Source organism: Pseudomonas sp. PAMC 29040 (assembly GCF_003994535.1).
Lineage (GTDB): Bacteria > Pseudomonadota > Gammaproteobacteria > Pseudomonadales > Pseudomonadaceae > Aquipseudomonas > Aquipseudomonas paraversuta.
The window spans coordinates 48,995-63,930 of record NZ_RZAA01000003.1 but is presented as its reverse complement, the minus strand read 5'-3'; the positions used below and the strand labels follow the sequence as shown (position 1 = coordinate 63,930).

10 protein-coding genes are annotated in these 14,936 nt (G+C 50.8%); 5 read left to right on the top strand and 5 right to left on the bottom strand.

All coding sequences use genetic code 11. From position 1 onward, the window contains the following. Positions 1 to 68: 68 nt before the first annotated feature. Together WG29040_RS05685 and WG29040_RS05680 are read right to left on the bottom strand one after the other, a co-directional pair. Entirely contained in the window at positions 69 to 2,597 is a 2,529-nt protein-coding gene (locus WG29040_RS05685) for a hypothetical protein (RefSeq protein WP_177412931.1), read from the bottom strand. Further along, positions 2,594 to 5,257 carry a hypothetical protein gene (locus WG29040_RS05680; protein WP_052224618.1) on the bottom strand — a complete coding sequence of 888 codons (2,664 nt, stop codon included), beginning with the start codon at positions 5,255 to 5,257 and terminating at the stop codon, positions 2,594 to 2,596. Before WG29040_RS05680 ends, WG29040_RS05685 begins: the two co-directional genes overlap by 4 nt. Positions 5,258 to 5,591: 334 nt before the next feature. Between WG29040_RS05680 and WG29040_RS05675 the strand changes: the two genes are divergently transcribed. The 3 genes from WG29040_RS05675 to WG29040_RS05665 all read left to right on the top strand — a co-directional run bounded on the left by WG29040_RS05675 (position 5,592) and on the right by WG29040_RS05665 (position 7,243). Next, on the top strand, positions 5,592 to 5,921 hold the full coding sequence (locus WG29040_RS05675; RefSeq protein ID WP_127195821.1) for a hypothetical protein: 330 nt from the start codon (positions 5,592 to 5,594) through the stop codon (positions 5,919 to 5,921). Positions 5,922 to 6,012: 91 nt separating this feature from the next. Then, positions 6,013 to 6,981 (top strand): DUF932 domain-containing protein, encoded by a 969-nt coding sequence (locus WG29040_RS05670; RefSeq protein WP_127195820.1) that lies wholly within the window; start codon positions 6,013 to 6,015, stop codon positions 6,979 to 6,981. Between the two features lie 67 nt (positions 6,982 to 7,048). Beyond that, positions 7,049 to 7,243, top strand: a complete 195-nt coding sequence (locus WG29040_RS05665; protein ID WP_127195819.1) for a hypothetical protein — start codon at positions 7,049 to 7,051, stop codon at positions 7,241 to 7,243. An 11-nt stretch (positions 7,244 to 7,254) separates the two neighbouring features. Here WG29040_RS05665 and WG29040_RS05660 read toward each other — a convergent pair whose 3' ends face one another. Then, entirely contained in the window at positions 7,255 to 7,602 is a 348-nt protein-coding gene (locus WG29040_RS05660; RefSeq protein ID WP_127195818.1) for a helix-turn-helix domain-containing protein, read from the bottom strand. Between the two features lie 285 nt (positions 7,603 to 7,887). On the opposite strand from WG29040_RS05660, the gene WG29040_RS05655 reads away from it, so the two are divergent. Both WG29040_RS05655 and WG29040_RS05650 read left to right on the top strand, forming a co-directional pair. After that, positions 7,888 to 8,547, top strand: a complete 660-nt coding sequence (locus tag WG29040_RS05655; protein ID WP_127195817.1) for a hypothetical protein — start codon at positions 7,888 to 7,890, stop codon at positions 8,545 to 8,547. 34 nt (positions 8,548 to 8,581) lie between these two features. Continuing rightward, the gene (locus WG29040_RS05650; protein ID WP_127195816.1) at positions 8,582 to 8,914 is read left to right on the top strand and encodes a hypothetical protein; all 333 of its coding nucleotides are present in this window, start codon (positions 8,582 to 8,584) and stop codon (positions 8,912 to 8,914) included. A 134-nt stretch (positions 8,915 to 9,048) separates the two neighbouring features. On the opposite strand, the gene WG29040_RS05645 is transcribed toward WG29040_RS05650, so the two are convergent. Together WG29040_RS05645 and WG29040_RS05640 are read right to left on the bottom strand one after the other, a co-directional pair. After that, complete coding sequence (locus WG29040_RS05645) at positions 9,049 to 9,744, bottom strand: hypothetical protein (RefSeq protein ID WP_127195815.1); 696 nt, start codon at positions 9,742 to 9,744, stop codon at positions 9,049 to 9,051. Positions 9,745 to 9,865: 121 nt separating this feature from the next. Then, positions 9,866 to 14,767: a type ISP restriction/modification enzyme gene (locus WG29040_RS05640; RefSeq protein WP_127195950.1), complete on the bottom strand. Its 4,902-nt coding sequence runs from the start codon at positions 14,765 to 14,767 to the stop codon at positions 9,866 to 9,868. Positions 14,768 to 14,936 lie beyond the last annotated feature (169 nt).

Genomic DNA, 14,936 nt, shown 5'->3' with positions numbered 1-14,936 from the left:
CCCCAAAGTCCTAACATACTCATCCTTTTGAACGATAGAAAGGGGCGGTCTACACCTCTGGCCAATACTTAGCCTAGTAGCGGGTCATGGAAACGATAAGCGCGGCCACGCTCATTGATTGGGGCTAGGAGCGCCAGTGCCGCACGGTCGTTTAGGCCGTGATTGCGCAGAGCGCCATATAGCTGGTAGAACTCACCATTCAAATCCCCGGCAAAAATTCCCGGATCGTCCGATCCGAGAGAAACCATAATTTCTGGATCTCCTTCTTGAACAAAACCCGGTGCGCGCATCCAGCGTAGAGAGTGGTGTTCACTAAAACTGTTGTACTGACTGATGCGCACATTGCTTGATGGCAGTGTTTCGATGATCACATTGCGGTGAGCGACTTCACGCATTAATGCCTGCTGGAGATGCAGATAGGTGGCCTCATCGAAATAAGCCGCGTCAACACTCTGCAGTGTCTCACTTCGCTCCCACAAATCTCGATCGCTGAGCCATTCCCACAACAGCTTTAAGTGTTGAGGGCGGCTTCGTTTAGCGTCCATGACCCTTTGCGCCTCACTCTGCCAGAGATCACTTAGCGGAGTTATGCCTGGGGACCAATCTGTTTCTAGGGCAGCCTGTACAAAGCGAATGTTTAGGTGCCGGAGTTCCATAACGGCCTCTAGTGAGGTACAGCTCATTTCTCGGCGGAACACTTCGCCTGCGCATTTAGTCAAATCATCCGCCACACGCGCGGCTGCGACTGCTGCGCTTGGTATGGTACGAAGCAGACGCCACGCGGCCAGCAAGTCCAGCATCCATTCGCCTTTCTTGATCACCAACTGACCCGGCATACGCTCCAGCCACAGCTTGGGCGAGATACCCATCGCTGTTCCATGACCTATGCGGTCACCGTCACGCAGATCAAGAAGCTCCAATGCGTCATATATGGTGCGAAGCCCACTCAAAAGGTGCGCAAAGTCCTCACCAGCATGATAGGTGCGGTGAGTGAGGCCTGCCCGCTGGCACACACGATAGCAACTGGAAAATATCTCAGGAGGAGCATGTAGTTCATTTGCAGCGGCATCGATTCCGCGTATCCAGCTTCTCAGGCGGGGCCAGCGAGCTAGGCATTCCAGCAATACATTAGTTGTAAGTTCAAGCTCCAAACGTTGCTTATAAAAGCGGTACGGACCTGCCTTTCGGCCGGGCGTCCAAGATTTTTTTATGAAATGCACAACTAAAGCAAGGCGGTGGTGCGAGCGATCAAGGGGCGACGTTTTGCGAAAATGTTCTTCTAGCCTCTCCAGCAACTCACCAAGTTTACCGGGCGACGGATTTACTCCACGCCCCTGAGGATCTTGATTATTTAGGTAACACCAATAACCGCCCAAAACAGCTTTGAGCAGCTTGTGGTTCTTACGTAATGTGTTTTTAGGTGACAGTCGACCTTCGAGATAGGTAGTGCGACTTACGTTACTCGCTTTGCCATGCATGGCCCAGAAACGAGGCAGGTAGTCCTCCTCGGCGGGTTCCCGCAACTGGTTGTACGTAAACTTCTGAAACTGATCGAAACCAAATTGCTCTTCGCTTTGCACCAGAAGGCGATAATACTGGTTTTGGAGAACTAGATAAGTGTGGAACATGCGATCGAGCGCTACGCTAGAATAATTCATGCTCCTGCGTAAAAAGTGTTGTATCCAATACAACTCGTCCGCCGCGCTACTATTCGCTGAAAGCTGCAATTGTGCCGGCACTGGTTCCGGCACTTCCTTTTGTAGGCTTTCGTCGTCCATCAGCTCAGTGAGATCATGGGGAAGTTTGACTTCTGCGCTGAGCGTACCGGTCGCTGCCGCCACCAGCCACTTTCTCAAGCGGCTGGCTGCGACTAGTTGACGATGCAATTCAGCAGGCGAGAGGTTCGGGTCGATGGATCTCGCTAATTCACGAACTGCTGCAGCGTCGGACGCGCTGAGGCTGTTCCACTTCAGACTGAAGTCCTTGGTTTCCTGTTTGGGCGTACGAAGTGCCCGCAGCCAACAATTCTCCGCATGCGTGCTCCCATTAAGGTGCATATGCGTCTCATGCAGTCCCTCACGGCCTAAGTAATCTTCTACAAAAGGGTCGTATGGGCTGACGACAGGCAGATTCTTGCTAGCCCAGCTTTGCGGAGGCTCCCAGGGCCATTGGGTCCGCATCTCGATTGCAGGCAGCACTGAGGCTTTTGCAGCCGCCAGCAAAGGCAAGCCTGATATGCGACTGACAACACTTTGCTGCCAAGCACCAAACTTCTGTTGCTTAACATACAAGGCACCGTGCCGGTGCTCCAAAAACTCATTGCTCATTGCCTGCAATGCATTTATCAATAGGCAAGCTCTGTCTCTGTTAGCAGCCTGTTGTGCCAGCAATTGCCAGCTATGTTCAAAAACATGATCAGGTAAGCGAGCCGACCAAGGTAAATGCCCCAGATACGCCGCCTCACGTAGTTCTCGCAAGCTAAGTGGCTGATGAAACGGCGTCTGCCGCAACAAGGCAAGTACCTTGTTACTGGAAAGAAGCGTAGTGCCTATCTGAGCAAGAACTGAGATAGGTTGTTCACGCATGTCGTTATTCAAGGTCCTACTGACTCCTCATCAGAGCTGTCTTGAGGACGGTCCTGGGTCGGCATATTTTTCCATTTAGTACCGGAAATGTATGTTTTGTTGATTTTTTTCCAAGTGTTCGTAGAGCACATCAAATCTTTTGCTTGAAGCGCTAAATTTTCAGGCCGTGAATCGCTTGATTCTTCATGCGCATCCAATGAAGCAGGGAGACAGGACAGAAGAGAATCGACCAATTCCTTCGCTTTAGGAGTTGCCTGCAATAGCCCTAAGAGCAAGGGACAGGTTGCAATGAGGTAAGTCAGAGGGAGCTCTTTGCGAGAGTCACTGATATCCTTGAACTTATCAATAAAAGCTTTGGCTGATGTCTGCGGATTAGTACGATCCAACGCAGAACTACTGTCAGTAGAATTTGTACCGCTACTTAAATGGTGATCCTGCTCCTCGATATAGACAGCATTGATGACGCACAAAGCAAAAAGCTCCATGAGGCTGGCCGTTCCCGTTCCCGTCGACATAGAGGAGACCTTCGATCGGTTAGCCTCACACACTTTTTCAAGACTGAAATACAGGCGGGTCCAGATCTTTCCGATCAGTACAGCCGATGGGTTCAACTGTTTGCGGGTTTCTACAGTTACGGTAAGCCAATGTTTGATCGCTGTTTCGAGTGTGGTGAGCTTTCCTGCGTCCCCAGACGCATCTTGCTCGAGCTCCTCTTCATCAGCCGTGTCGGCTTCCCATTGTGGTTGGGATACGCTCAACGGAGGAAACGGCTTCGGTAACACACTAAGTACAGGGTATTGGCCACCTTTCGGTTGAAGTGAGAGCAACCGGGCTATAAGGCCAAGGATATTGTAGATCGATGCATAGGTCCGAGATGATGTTCCCGATACATCCACAAGGCTGAGCGCGAAAGCTGGTAGTTCGTTGAATTCTCTGATGACGCTAAGAGCTGACCTATAGCCAGATTCGCTCTCAATAGGGGCGTGGTCAGGCTTGCCTTTGTTAAGGCCAATGATGCCGGAGTAGACCAGTGGGTTTTTCGGGTTAGCTCCATGAGGTGCAGAGAGAATTGCTACAGCGTGGCGGGCCCAATTTAAGGCGTCCTCTTTGCGCCCGATGCCCATATATTGTTCGAACTGTATGCGTAGGGTCTGACGAGCTTCTGCAGTCTGGAGTTCTTTACCCTTCCGCCTTAACACCCGTCCGAACAGCGCCACGCTGCCAGGTGCAGCCAGCATGTAGTCGATTAGCGCCGCCGGTTTCTCCGCGCATAAACGTGTTACATCCGCGGAAAGTGCGGCGAAGCTGTTCTTGAGATCAGCGTCACTTGGCTGGGGGCGGAGGTACACAGCTGTGTCGAAATCGCCGTCACGTATTGCCAAGTCAAACACGGCCTTGGTAAGTGCAGGTAGTTCGTGGGCTGCGATGGCGTCAACATCCACACCAAACTTATACAAGCTGCCCAGAGCTAGCGCTCGTAAGCTCTCGCTCAGTGCTTCGGAAAGGTTTTGACTCCATGTGTCAGGGCCTTCTGGGTCATAGTAGGGCGCGCATCGAGACAGCACTTGAAGCACCGAGCGCAATGGCTGTTTTAGTAGGAACTCTCGATAGAGATCAAGATCACGCGGATTTTTGATTCGCAGGCCGCGCCGGATCAAAGTGCCGACTAATTCATTTGGAGTTAACTGCTTATCCCATTGAGAATGGGCCAGTCGGAACCGGTTTTCATCATATTGAAGAAGATTCCAAAGCGGTCGCAATTGCAAACGACGGTGCATGGGGAAAAGCTTGAGAAGATATTGGTCTTCTAGATGATCGACCATCTTATGACGCTGGTCTGCGCGCTCCTTCGCCTGACCATGCTTGGCATCTCCTAGGCTCTCATAAAAGTGATCCCTGACCATTAATGAATACAGTTCAATGTCGCCGGTTACAAGGACCACTAGGCGTGGAGTATCGAGGTACTTACGTATGCATTCGAGCACGCTACGCGCGTGGTGCGCATGGGTATCGGCATCATCAAAGGCGAGGAGGAGCGCATCAGTGCCTAGAACCTGGCAGGCCAAATCGAGAAGCGCGTGGAGGTTTTTGCGCAGCTCCGCACTGTGCCCTGCCCGCTCCAAGCCCCACTCAAAAAACAGTTCCGGGTCTAGATCCTGAAGTTGATCATGGTTCTGGGTAAAAAGGCTTAACCCTCCTGCTAGTTTCTTGAACTGCTCGCGGAAGTGTTTGAGTAGGTTTTCCTGGTCCAAGCTAGAGCCGTTTTTAGCACCCTTAATGCGGTCTTTAAGGGCTTTTAAGATGCTCAGTAGGATGATTTCACTGTGTTCAATGCGGCTTGGATCGATATAGGCCAATCGGCTGACGCTGGGCTCGGTCTTTTCATTTCCCAGTGCGTCAAAGGCGCTTTGCAAGAACGTAGATTTTCCTGCACCGCGGGTACCATCAATGAAGTAAACCAATCCGCTGCCATACGGATATTCATTTTCTATTCGAGAGGCGTGTTGGAGCTGACGGAGCTTCTTGGCACTATCTAAATCTGTCTTAATGCGCTTCGCAAGCGTGCTGTAGCTCTGATGCTGAACGAGCTGATTTACCTCAAGCTTTGTATTGCTATCGCTGTGATCGAGATCGATGACGATCGAAGTCGAGTTTTCGGCTGATGCGCTCATGTACGTCCTAGGAAATGTATATGGCTACGAAAAGGTCAAGTGACCACCATAAAAGTTACAGATAAGAGCATTTCCATACGGATCCTTCCTTGAGCAAAGCCGCTTGAGTAACGCTCGTGAACGGAGCGGGCAGGCGTGCCAACCATCCGAATGTCGTGCACAGAGTCAGATAATGGCCAATCGCCCCTGGCTGTTCAAGGCCTAAACGACTTTTTGCTAGCCTTCGTTGTTGGCCGAGGCCCGGATCATATCTTTCATCCAAAGCTCAGATCCGATTCGAAAATTTCTCAATCACACATCACTGCTTTGACATCCCACCATGGAGCTTCGAACCATGTCATTGCAATGCCCTCGCTGTAACTCACCCAAAATCGCGTCCTTCCACCAAGCCATGAAAATTGCAGCTGCCCTCGGTACGGTCGGCGGCGCAGCACGCGGCGTCAGTGCAGCACTGGCTGGCGGTCAGGCGGGTGCCACCGTCGGCGCAGTCGCCGGCCCGTTCGGCGTCACTCTCGGAGCCGTTTCTGGCGCCATCCTCGGTGGGCTTGTTGGCGGCGCTGGCGGCTGTGCATTAGGCGCTCAACTCGGCGACAAGCTTGACCAACATGTACTCGCCCACAACCTCTGCCTGATCTGTGGGCATCGTTTCAACCTCCCTGCTTAAACCGTTTCCCACTTCTCTCTTTTAATACGTCCGGACAGGGCCACGCGATGCGTGGCCTTTATGCCGGCTTGCACACTAAGGAATCGTAATCATGGCTCATCAAATCGAACAAATGGCTTACGTTGGTGCAACCCCGTGGCATGGCCTCGGCAGGCAGCTGACTCAAAAACAACCTATCGAGATCTGGCAGCGTGAAGCCGGTATGGACTGGCAGATCCAGGAAAGCCCCGTCCACTTCAAAGCCGACGCCATCGGCCATATGGGCAGTATTCACTCATTCCCAGAACAAAAGGTACTGTACCGTTCCGACACCAAGGCTCCGCTGTCCGTAGTATCCAACCGCTACCAAATTGTCCAGCCGCGTGAGGTTATGGAGTTTTACCGTGACCTGACTGAAGTGTCCGGCTATAAGCTGGAAACGGCAGGTGTTCTGAAGGGAGGGCGTAAGTTTTGGGCATTAGCGCGAACCGGGCAAAACGCCACCTTGAAGGGCAACGATCAGGTTAATGGCTACTTGTTGCTGGCGACCTCGTGTGACGGCACCCTCGCGACCACAGCCACGCCGACCACCGTTCGTGTGGTTTGCAACAACACGTTGAGCATTGCCTTGGATGGTATTCCCCATGCAATCAAGGTCCCACATAACACGCGATTCAATCCTCAGTCGGTGAAAAAGCAACTCGGTATTGCCGTCTCGCAATGGGACGAATTCATGTACCGGATGCGCGTGCTCTCCGAACGCAAAGTTCAGTGGCCTGAGGCGATGAGCTTTTTTATGGAGGTGCTATGTGAGACCTACGCCCATGATCCCATTCCCGATGTACTACCCAACAAACGAGCGCTGGAGAAGGTTCAAAACTTGTACGAAGGCAAAGGTCGCGGATCAGACATGGAGTCCGCTCGCGGCACCGCGTGGGGCCTGCTAAACGCAGTAACTGAGTATGTCGATCACGAGCGTCGTGCCAGGAGTTCAGAGTACCGGATGGACTCAGCTTGGTTCGGGCAAGGAGCGCAAATCAAACAACGAGCACTCGACTCGGCTCTTCGACTAGTTGCCTAAAATTGTTTTCGACCAACATGCCTGAGCGATCACCGCTCAGGCACTTTTCCGCCTGAAGGAAAATACGATGAATTTCATACGCTTTGTCGGTCTGCTTTTCATGTTTTTCGGCATTCTGGCCAGCTGCCTGTTAGCAGTAGCGCTAGCTGTTCTCATGGCTCGCTCTTGGCCAATCCTGATTGCAGTGCTGCTGGCGGGTCTGTTATTCGAGCTAGTCACGACAGAAGCGGGGATCGAATTAACTGCAAGTGCCCAATCCTGATCTTAATCAAGCTACTTCTGCTTCATGTACGCAACCAACTGCTCAACCATGCTCATGATAAGCAACCGTTCAGTGTGGTTGAGATCACTGATCAAATCAGCCATGCGACTGGCCTGATCCGTAGAGCGGGTACTGGTTTCGGTCAGCAACTCCGCTGTCTCGCAGTCAAAAATCGCGGCGAGCTGCATCAACCGTGCGATGCCAGGCATGACGATACCGCGTTCAGTACGCGACACAACGTCAAAACTAACCCCCAATTTTTCCGCGACCTCATTTTGAGTTAAGCCGCAGCGTTTGCGTTGCTTGGCAATGGCCCGCCCCACGACCACTGCCAATTGTCTTTCTTCAGTGCCCGACATACCGCCCTCCAATTGGAGCGGAATGGTTGGGCATTGCCCCCTGGACAGGAATAGCGCTACATGTCGATACTCGACATAATGCGCCTACATCAAGCTATTTATGCCGAAACAAGGAGCTCACCGTGCATGACAGCCCAGCCTCGCAGAAGAAAACCGTGTTCCACAGCCCCCACGCTGCACCGCCGAACAGCAAATCGTCGGCGCTACCACTCTGGACACTGCCCTAAAGCGTAGTTTTTGGGCGCCATGCAAACCCAACCCCCAATCAGAGAACCGAGCATTAAAATGAACATTAAAACCTCACTAATTAACGCAATGCTAATAGTAGTTTTACAGGCAGGTGTAGCCATCACAGCCACTGCGGATGTGGACGTTCGCGTGTGCGATAAGACACCGACCCCTGCTCCTATATTATCGATCAAACATATTAACTGCTCTCTTCCAAACTCCGTCTACCAATCGGTGAATCGACCTTACGTGGATCAAAATGGAAATCGCTTAATTAAAGCTGTTCCCGGATTTCGACTTACCAGTTGCGATAGCGCAGGAACATGCGCACATCAAGGCGAGTTTATGGGAAATGCACCCGCCGGACTCTACGGCGTTACTACTGGATGGTACTTGGGCACGGATACGTCAGGCGGTGTAGTGGCTTATAAAGAGGGTACTGGTCCTGGATATGGAGGACGACAGTACAAAGCGCAGTCCGAGAAGGAAACATCATCGCGCTCGGCGGATATAAGCAAAATGGACGTTGTATGCATGGCAACAGCGGTCTTTAACTGCTCGATCAATGGGCAAGACATTGAAGATCAGGATTTACCTAAATATCTTCCACTGGTGGATAAAAAGAAAGTAAAGAAAAAAGGTGGCAACTGCGATTCAGTACCACTTTGCTACGATAAGAACATGATGCTCTTGGGCCTCAACAAAGACTTATTTTAAAACTTGAGAATATCACTAGCGATTGGAAATCAACATGGACATCAGTGTTTATTCCGCCAGCGGAATATCGAATGAGGATATTTCCTCAATGGTCTCAGAAAAGAAGTCTTTCACCATAAAAGAAATCGACTCCGACTTCTTTAGCGACACAGTAGAAACTATAGAGAAGTTAATTGAGTCCCAAGGATTTACATGCAGAGTGTATACCGCTGGACGCATCACTGCCCTAGGAATCAGCGCGTTTACAATAGTGGGTGGAGTTGCAGCCGGCTTAACGATTGCAGCCCACAATCTCGCAACCTATAACCCTGACTATGAAATAGCAAAAATATACCCAAAAACGCTGATTATAAATTATAAGAAATAGCACTTAGCATACTCACGAGCCTTCCACCCTCTAAATGAGGGTGGAAGGCTCGTGCGCACAAAATATAAAACGCTCAAAAATCACTATACGACAGGCACGGCACTACAAGCTGACAAAGCAGCTTCCCTTCAACGCTACCTATCAACCAACTCAATTATTTCAATCTGATACCGATAACGGGAGGCAACATACCCCATCAGGATAGATCCAATAGACATGCCAAACAAGAACGCACCTACACCTAACAATATAGTATTGCCTACGTTACCAGCCTGAAGACCTGCACTCATAGTTCGGGAAACCCATTCGAAACCACCGAACTCAGCAGTAAATGAATACACAGTAGCCAATAGACCTATTGCGGCAGTCTTCTCGCCAAAAAAACGCCCTGTCCGCTCACTTATACGCCGAACTTTTCGGCTCAACCAAAAATGCGCATCTTTGAGAGCGGCAGCTTCATAACTAGCTAAGCGATCAGCCATCGCCTGCTCATGACGAATATCATCACACAATCCTTCGAATGCTAATTTTTTCCACCGAAAAGCAAGTAACAGAGAGGCTACCATTGGCGCAATCAAGGTTGTAATAGCCAACAGCATTGAGATAGAGCTCATCAGCAATACAAATACCTGCGCATATACAGAAGGCGGTCTAACATCATAAAAAAAGACAAACCCTCCGCTAATAACAAGAAAAACGAAAGAACAGACAAGACACCAGTTTGCTACCCATTGCGCCTTTCTCTCTAAACCCGTTCGCTGTATTTTTCGCGGTTCACAGCGGCTTAGCTCTTCCAATACCTGGATCGTTCTCTCAACTGACTGAGACATTTTTCCTCCATGACATATTAACGCCATAAACCATGTTCTGTAAGCGCCATTCTGAATAACGTCAAATAAACTGGCTTGCTTTCTCTTGCTAGAAAACAAGCCACTTAAGAAGCTGATATATTTAAATATCCAACGGGGGCAAAGCTTCTACAATTCTCATGGTTTCCAAACTCACAGTAACCACACGCAAAAACAGTTCCAATGGGTATTTAGGATTGCTCATGGTCTCGACTGCCCAGTCATTGGCGTCGTTAGTAATACCGCTGTCCTTGTGGGTATTGACGCACTGTCGCTCGACAACCCAATCAAGCGCAGGCTTGCCGTTAACGATGTAGTCGTAGGCTTGCAGCGGGATGCCGGTTACGGTGATTTTTGCATTGTAATGCAAAGTACTGAGGTCTTTGTCCTTACCTTTTTTACCGTACTTCATCTTCGTCACGCGGTAATCGCTATCGTTACTAGCACTGCTCTGTACCTTAGCTGGGTACATTGCCACTGTTTCATAATCAATGTGCAGTTCGGCCAGTGCCCGGCCAGCCTTGGAGTAGACCCAGAAATCCGTAGCAGCCTTTACCGCAGGTATGCGCGGCAATTCTTTGCTGAGGTTATCGGCGTACTTGTCCCGGTACTCCGGCGAATGCAGCAAACCGTAGACATAATAAAACAGGTCTTCTTTGCTGATGACTTCGCCTGGATAGGCGGCGCTGAAGTGCGCAAGGCCTTCATCGGTGATGGCATCGCGGCGATTGCTAGCGCTGGACGGTGCCGGCTCGTCAAACAAGCCAGCCGTCATCCTGTTGGCCTTCGCTTGATCTTCGGGGCTGTCATACAGGTAGAGCGGGAAACATTGAGAGCCATCAATGTCCACCATATGCAAGCTGGGCACTACATCCGATATTAAAGTACTAAATGCTACTTTATCCCCAACTCCAGAAACGCAAATGACACGATTTCTTGCTTCCTCACCTTTAAATATCCGCGGCATCCGATAAAGACTCCAAAGGAAAAGCCGATCATAATAAAACCACTGCTTAGTGAATGGCCGATATAGACCAACCAACAGACTCTCAGGATTAAAAGTTAGCTCAACATCATTTTTCAAATGCTTTTTTAGATCATCTGCCCAGCTTATCTGCGTCCTATCAAACGCTATAAAATCATCAATTTTTATTTTTTTGTCGCCCTTTATCTTGACGTTGTATCTGGAACGTTCCGAATTATAAAAGGCGGCCATCTTCGACAGGTTGCTTGCTAAATTACTTTTTGAACAATTATAAATCCAAGAATCCCGATTTGTTTTAACTCCATTTGAGTAATCTTCAAACAGGCTCAGCTCTGTACTTTTTTTATTGCCCAGCACAATAAACTTACTAAAGCTGTCATCACGCTGGTCAACCCAGTCGCCATGTTCGTCAGCGGTTATGGGCTGCCAAGCATTTGCGGCGGTGATCCCGGCAATGCTGGCAAAGGCGCTAATCCTCTCCAGTTTCTCGGCCTGACTTAGATAGTCGCCAATATCGTGCCAGTGAATCTGCCCGTGTTTCTGGGCGGCGGGATTCTTGACCAAAAGCGAAATGGCAATCGGGGCGCGGCTGCCGCTACCAAATATCTTACCGCCTTCCTTGCGCGACAACTCGCCCGAGGTGCGCTGATTACCGCGCAAATGGAACACATAGATACTGCTGAACTCATCCGCCAAACACTTACGTAACCCGTCTGCCGAGTTAGAGTCGGTAAAGCCTGCGTTTGTAACAAAGCCAATCACGCCGCTGTCACCAATTCGATCAGAGGCCCAGCGGATGGCGCGAATATAGGAGTCGTATAGCGATCTAACCATCGTGAGGCTTGATCTGTCTGCATAGGTGTCACGTATCCGGCTGTCGAGCAGTGGATAGGCCACATTGGCGTTGTTGTCATTAGCACTATTTTGCCCCGATGAATACGGTGGGTTGCCAATGATCACACGTATATCCAAGGCTTTTTGGCGAGTACGACGTGCGCTGTTGTCCACTAGCAACTCACTAACCAGATCGTCTTTTTCATAGAGCTGGAAGGTGTCGGTTAGGCAGATGCCTTCGAAGGGCTGATACGCACCACCGACAATGCTGTGATACACGGCCTCGATATTGATTGCGGCAATGTAATAGGCCAGCAACACGATTTCGTTGGCGTGTATTTGGCCTTGGTATTTTCTCTGTAGCTGTTCTTTGCTGATCAGGCCACTTTGCAGCAGACGGGTAACGAACGTACCAGTGCCGGTGAAGGGATCAATGATGTGCACACCGTCGCTGCCGAGGGTTTGGCCGAACTCACTTTGGAGGATATCGTTTACGCTGTGGATGATGAAATCAACCACTTCCACTGGGGTGTAAACGATACCCAACCGCTCAGTCATACGAGGGAAGGCATTACGGAAAAACTTGTCGTACAGCTCAACGATAATTTTCTGTTTGCCTTCGGCGTTTTCGATGCCATCGGCACGCATTTTCACGCTGTCGTAGAAGCGTTGGAGTGTGTCCGCCTCCTTGTCCAGACGGTGCTCTTGCAGCACGTCCAAGACGTTTTGCATGGCGCAGGACATGGGGTTGTTGCTAGCGAAACTGTAATCTTCGAATAGTGCGTCAAACACCGGCTTCGTGATCAGGTGCTGGGCGAGCATTTCGATGACTTCGTTATCACCAATGCTGTCGTTCAAATCGTCGCGTAGCTCACCGGCAAAACTAAAGAACGCTTCGCGCTCTCTTACGTTGGCTTCGTCTTCGATGATGCTGGTGATGCGCGTGATGTGGGTGCGGGCAATCTTGGCAATGTCATTGGCCCAGTCCTCCCAGTGGCTGCGATTGCCACACTTCTGTACCACCTTGGCATAGATGGCGCGCTCGATTTCTCCAATCTCAAACTCCAAGCCAAATTGTTCAGGCTTCGGCCCGTGGTCATATGTGCCACGCGCCTCGCCAATGCCATAGGTGTTTTTGCCGTTGTCTTGGCCGGAGTTACCTCGGTCTATTTTTTTGTTGATTTTTTCGGTAACGGCGATGACTTCCATTTTGGCTGGATCACTGCCAATCAAGTCGAGTTTGTTGACCATTGCGTCGAAGCGGTCGTCGTGTGAGCGCAAGGCTTGCAGCACTTGCCAGACGACCTTGTAGGTCTTGTTGTCGTTTAACGCTTCCTCAGGTGCCACGCCAGCAGGAATGACTACCGGCAGAATCACGTAACCCCGCTTCTTGCCTTCTGCTTTACGCATGACACGGCCAACCGATTGCACAACGTCCACTTGTGAATTGCGCGGCGTGAGGAACAGCACTGCGTCTAGCGCAGGCACGTCTACACCTTCGGACAGACAGCGAACATTGCTTAGGATGCGACAGGTGTTATCGGGCACCTCAGCCTTCAGCCAATTGAGCTCGTCTTCCTTCTGCCCCGCAGTCATACCTCCGTCCACATGGGAGGCTTCGCAGATAAGAGTTGCGGCGACGTCATCGTTGTCCGGGTTGCTGGCTTTGTACTCTTCAACCACCTGCTTAAACATGTTGGCGATATTTTTGGAGCTGACCTTGTGCGTCTTGGCGAATTTTTGGTACTCGATCACCTGGCAGAAGGCCACTGCACGGTGCATCGGGTCGCCATCGTCGACAAGATCTTCGCGGGTGTCTTGTTTGCTCAGAGCCTTCCAGCAGCCAACTATTTTGGCTGCGTCTTCCAGCTTGATTTGGTTGTCATCATCGGCCAGCAGTTTTTGCAGGCGGCTGCTGATGTGCTTTTCATCCATGGCCAGCACCAGCACCTTGTAATCTACCAACAGCTCCGCCTTAACCGCCTCGCTGAAGGTGATGACGAACAACTCTTTTCCGTACAGGCTCACGTCATCCATGGAGCACAGAGCTACGTTATCTTTTTCAGCGCTGGCCTTCGCCAACTCGCCATAGATACGAGGCGTGGCGGTCATGTAGAGGCGCTTGGAACTGCGTATGAAGTCGGCGTTGTGGACTTTAACGAATGCGCTCTCGTCATCATCGAAGGTGGCCCCGGTGGTCCGGTGGGCTTCGTCGCAGACGATCAGGTCGAAATCTGCCAGACCGTACTGGTGCTGTGCGTCGCTAATGACGGCAATGGAGTGATAGGTGCTGAACACAACGCTCATGTGCTGATCGTCGTGACGCTTGAGCATCTCTGCCGCTAGACGCGCTGGATTTGTAGTGGCCGGGTAGCGTAGCTCGTGAGCAAAAGTTTGTACGACGTCATCGTCTTTTTTGCGCTTCTTACCTACGTCGCTGTCAGAGCACACAGCAAAACTGTGGAGAGGTACTTCACTTTCCTGCGTCCACTCAGTCAAGGTTTGCGACAGAAGGGACAGGCTAGGTACCAGAAAAAGTACGCGCTTGCCCGCGCCAGCTAATTGCTCGGCGATTTTGAGACTGGTAAAGGTTTTACCCGTGCCGCACGCCATGATCAGCTTGCCTCGGTCTGCGTCTTGCAAGCCGATAGCAACAGATGACAGAGCGCGCTTTTGATGATCGCGAAGGGACTTCTTGGCCTTGAGGACCGCCACCTGATTGGGTTTGTATTTGGCCCAATCGATCTGGCTGTCTTCCAAGGCTTGCAGGTCAATTTTGTTAATTGTCTGATGACGATTTAACAAAGCATTGTCTGCATGCTCAGACCAATTGTTCGTGGTAGTCACGATGATGCTGTGAGTGAATGGTTTCTGGCCGGATGCGGTGAAAAAACTGTCTAGATCGCCTTTCTGCACGCGGTAGTTCGTTGCGTACAGCTTGCATTGGATGGCGTGAAACTCTTTGGTCCCCTGAGTTCTGGCAACCAAGTCGATACCTGTGTCACGACCGTCCCCACCGTGCTCCTTTGCCCAATCCGAATAAGTCCAAACCTGCTCGTACAAATCACGGTACTTGGCTTCGTTTCGCAGGTAAGTGCAGATCAACTCTTCGAAATAGGTGCCTTTCTCGCGCTCTGTTACAGAAGCATTGCGATAACTATCGAGCAGGCTGGCAAGGGCGGACATGGAAATTCCTTTTGACTGCGGCGGCGTCTTGTTCACGCCAAATTCCGGGAGTTTACCAAGCAAGGTGTGGGCAGGTAACTAAATGCTGTGGGGCGGGAGAAAAGCAGTCGATTGGCTGTTGTTAACAGCCAATCAGACAGCTCTGCGTCGGCGTCGGGAACCCAAAGCG

Coding starts and splice junctions, on each gene's coding strand:
- WG29040_RS05680 (WP_052224618.1), bottom strand. CDS start 5,257: ATGAGCGCATCAGCCGAAAACTCGACTTCGATCGTCATCGATCTCGAT.
- WG29040_RS05675 (WP_127195821.1), top strand. CDS start 5,592: ATGTCATTGCAATGCCCTCGCTGTAACTCACCCAAAATCGCGTCCTTC.
- WG29040_RS05670 (WP_127195820.1), top strand. CDS start 6,013: ATGGCTCATCAAATCGAACAAATGGCTTACGTTGGTGCAACCCCGTGG.
- WG29040_RS05665 (WP_127195819.1), top strand. CDS start 7,049: ATGAATTTCATACGCTTTGTCGGTCTGCTTTTCATGTTTTTCGGCATT.
- WG29040_RS05660 (WP_127195818.1), bottom strand. CDS start 7,602: ATGTCGGGCACTGAAGAAAGACAATTGGCAGTGGTCGTGGGGCGGGCC.
- WG29040_RS05655 (WP_127195817.1), top strand. CDS start 7,888: ATGAACATTAAAACCTCACTAATTAACGCAATGCTAATAGTAGTTTTA.
- WG29040_RS05650 (WP_127195816.1), top strand. CDS start 8,582: ATGGACATCAGTGTTTATTCCGCCAGCGGAATATCGAATGAGGATATT.
- WG29040_RS05645 (WP_127195815.1), bottom strand. CDS start 9,744: ATGTCTCAGTCAGTTGAGAGAACGATCCAGGTATTGGAAGAGCTAAGC.
- WG29040_RS05640 (WP_127195950.1), bottom strand. CDS start 14,767: ATGTCCGCCCTTGCCAGCCTGCTCGATAGTTATCGCAATGCTTCTGTA.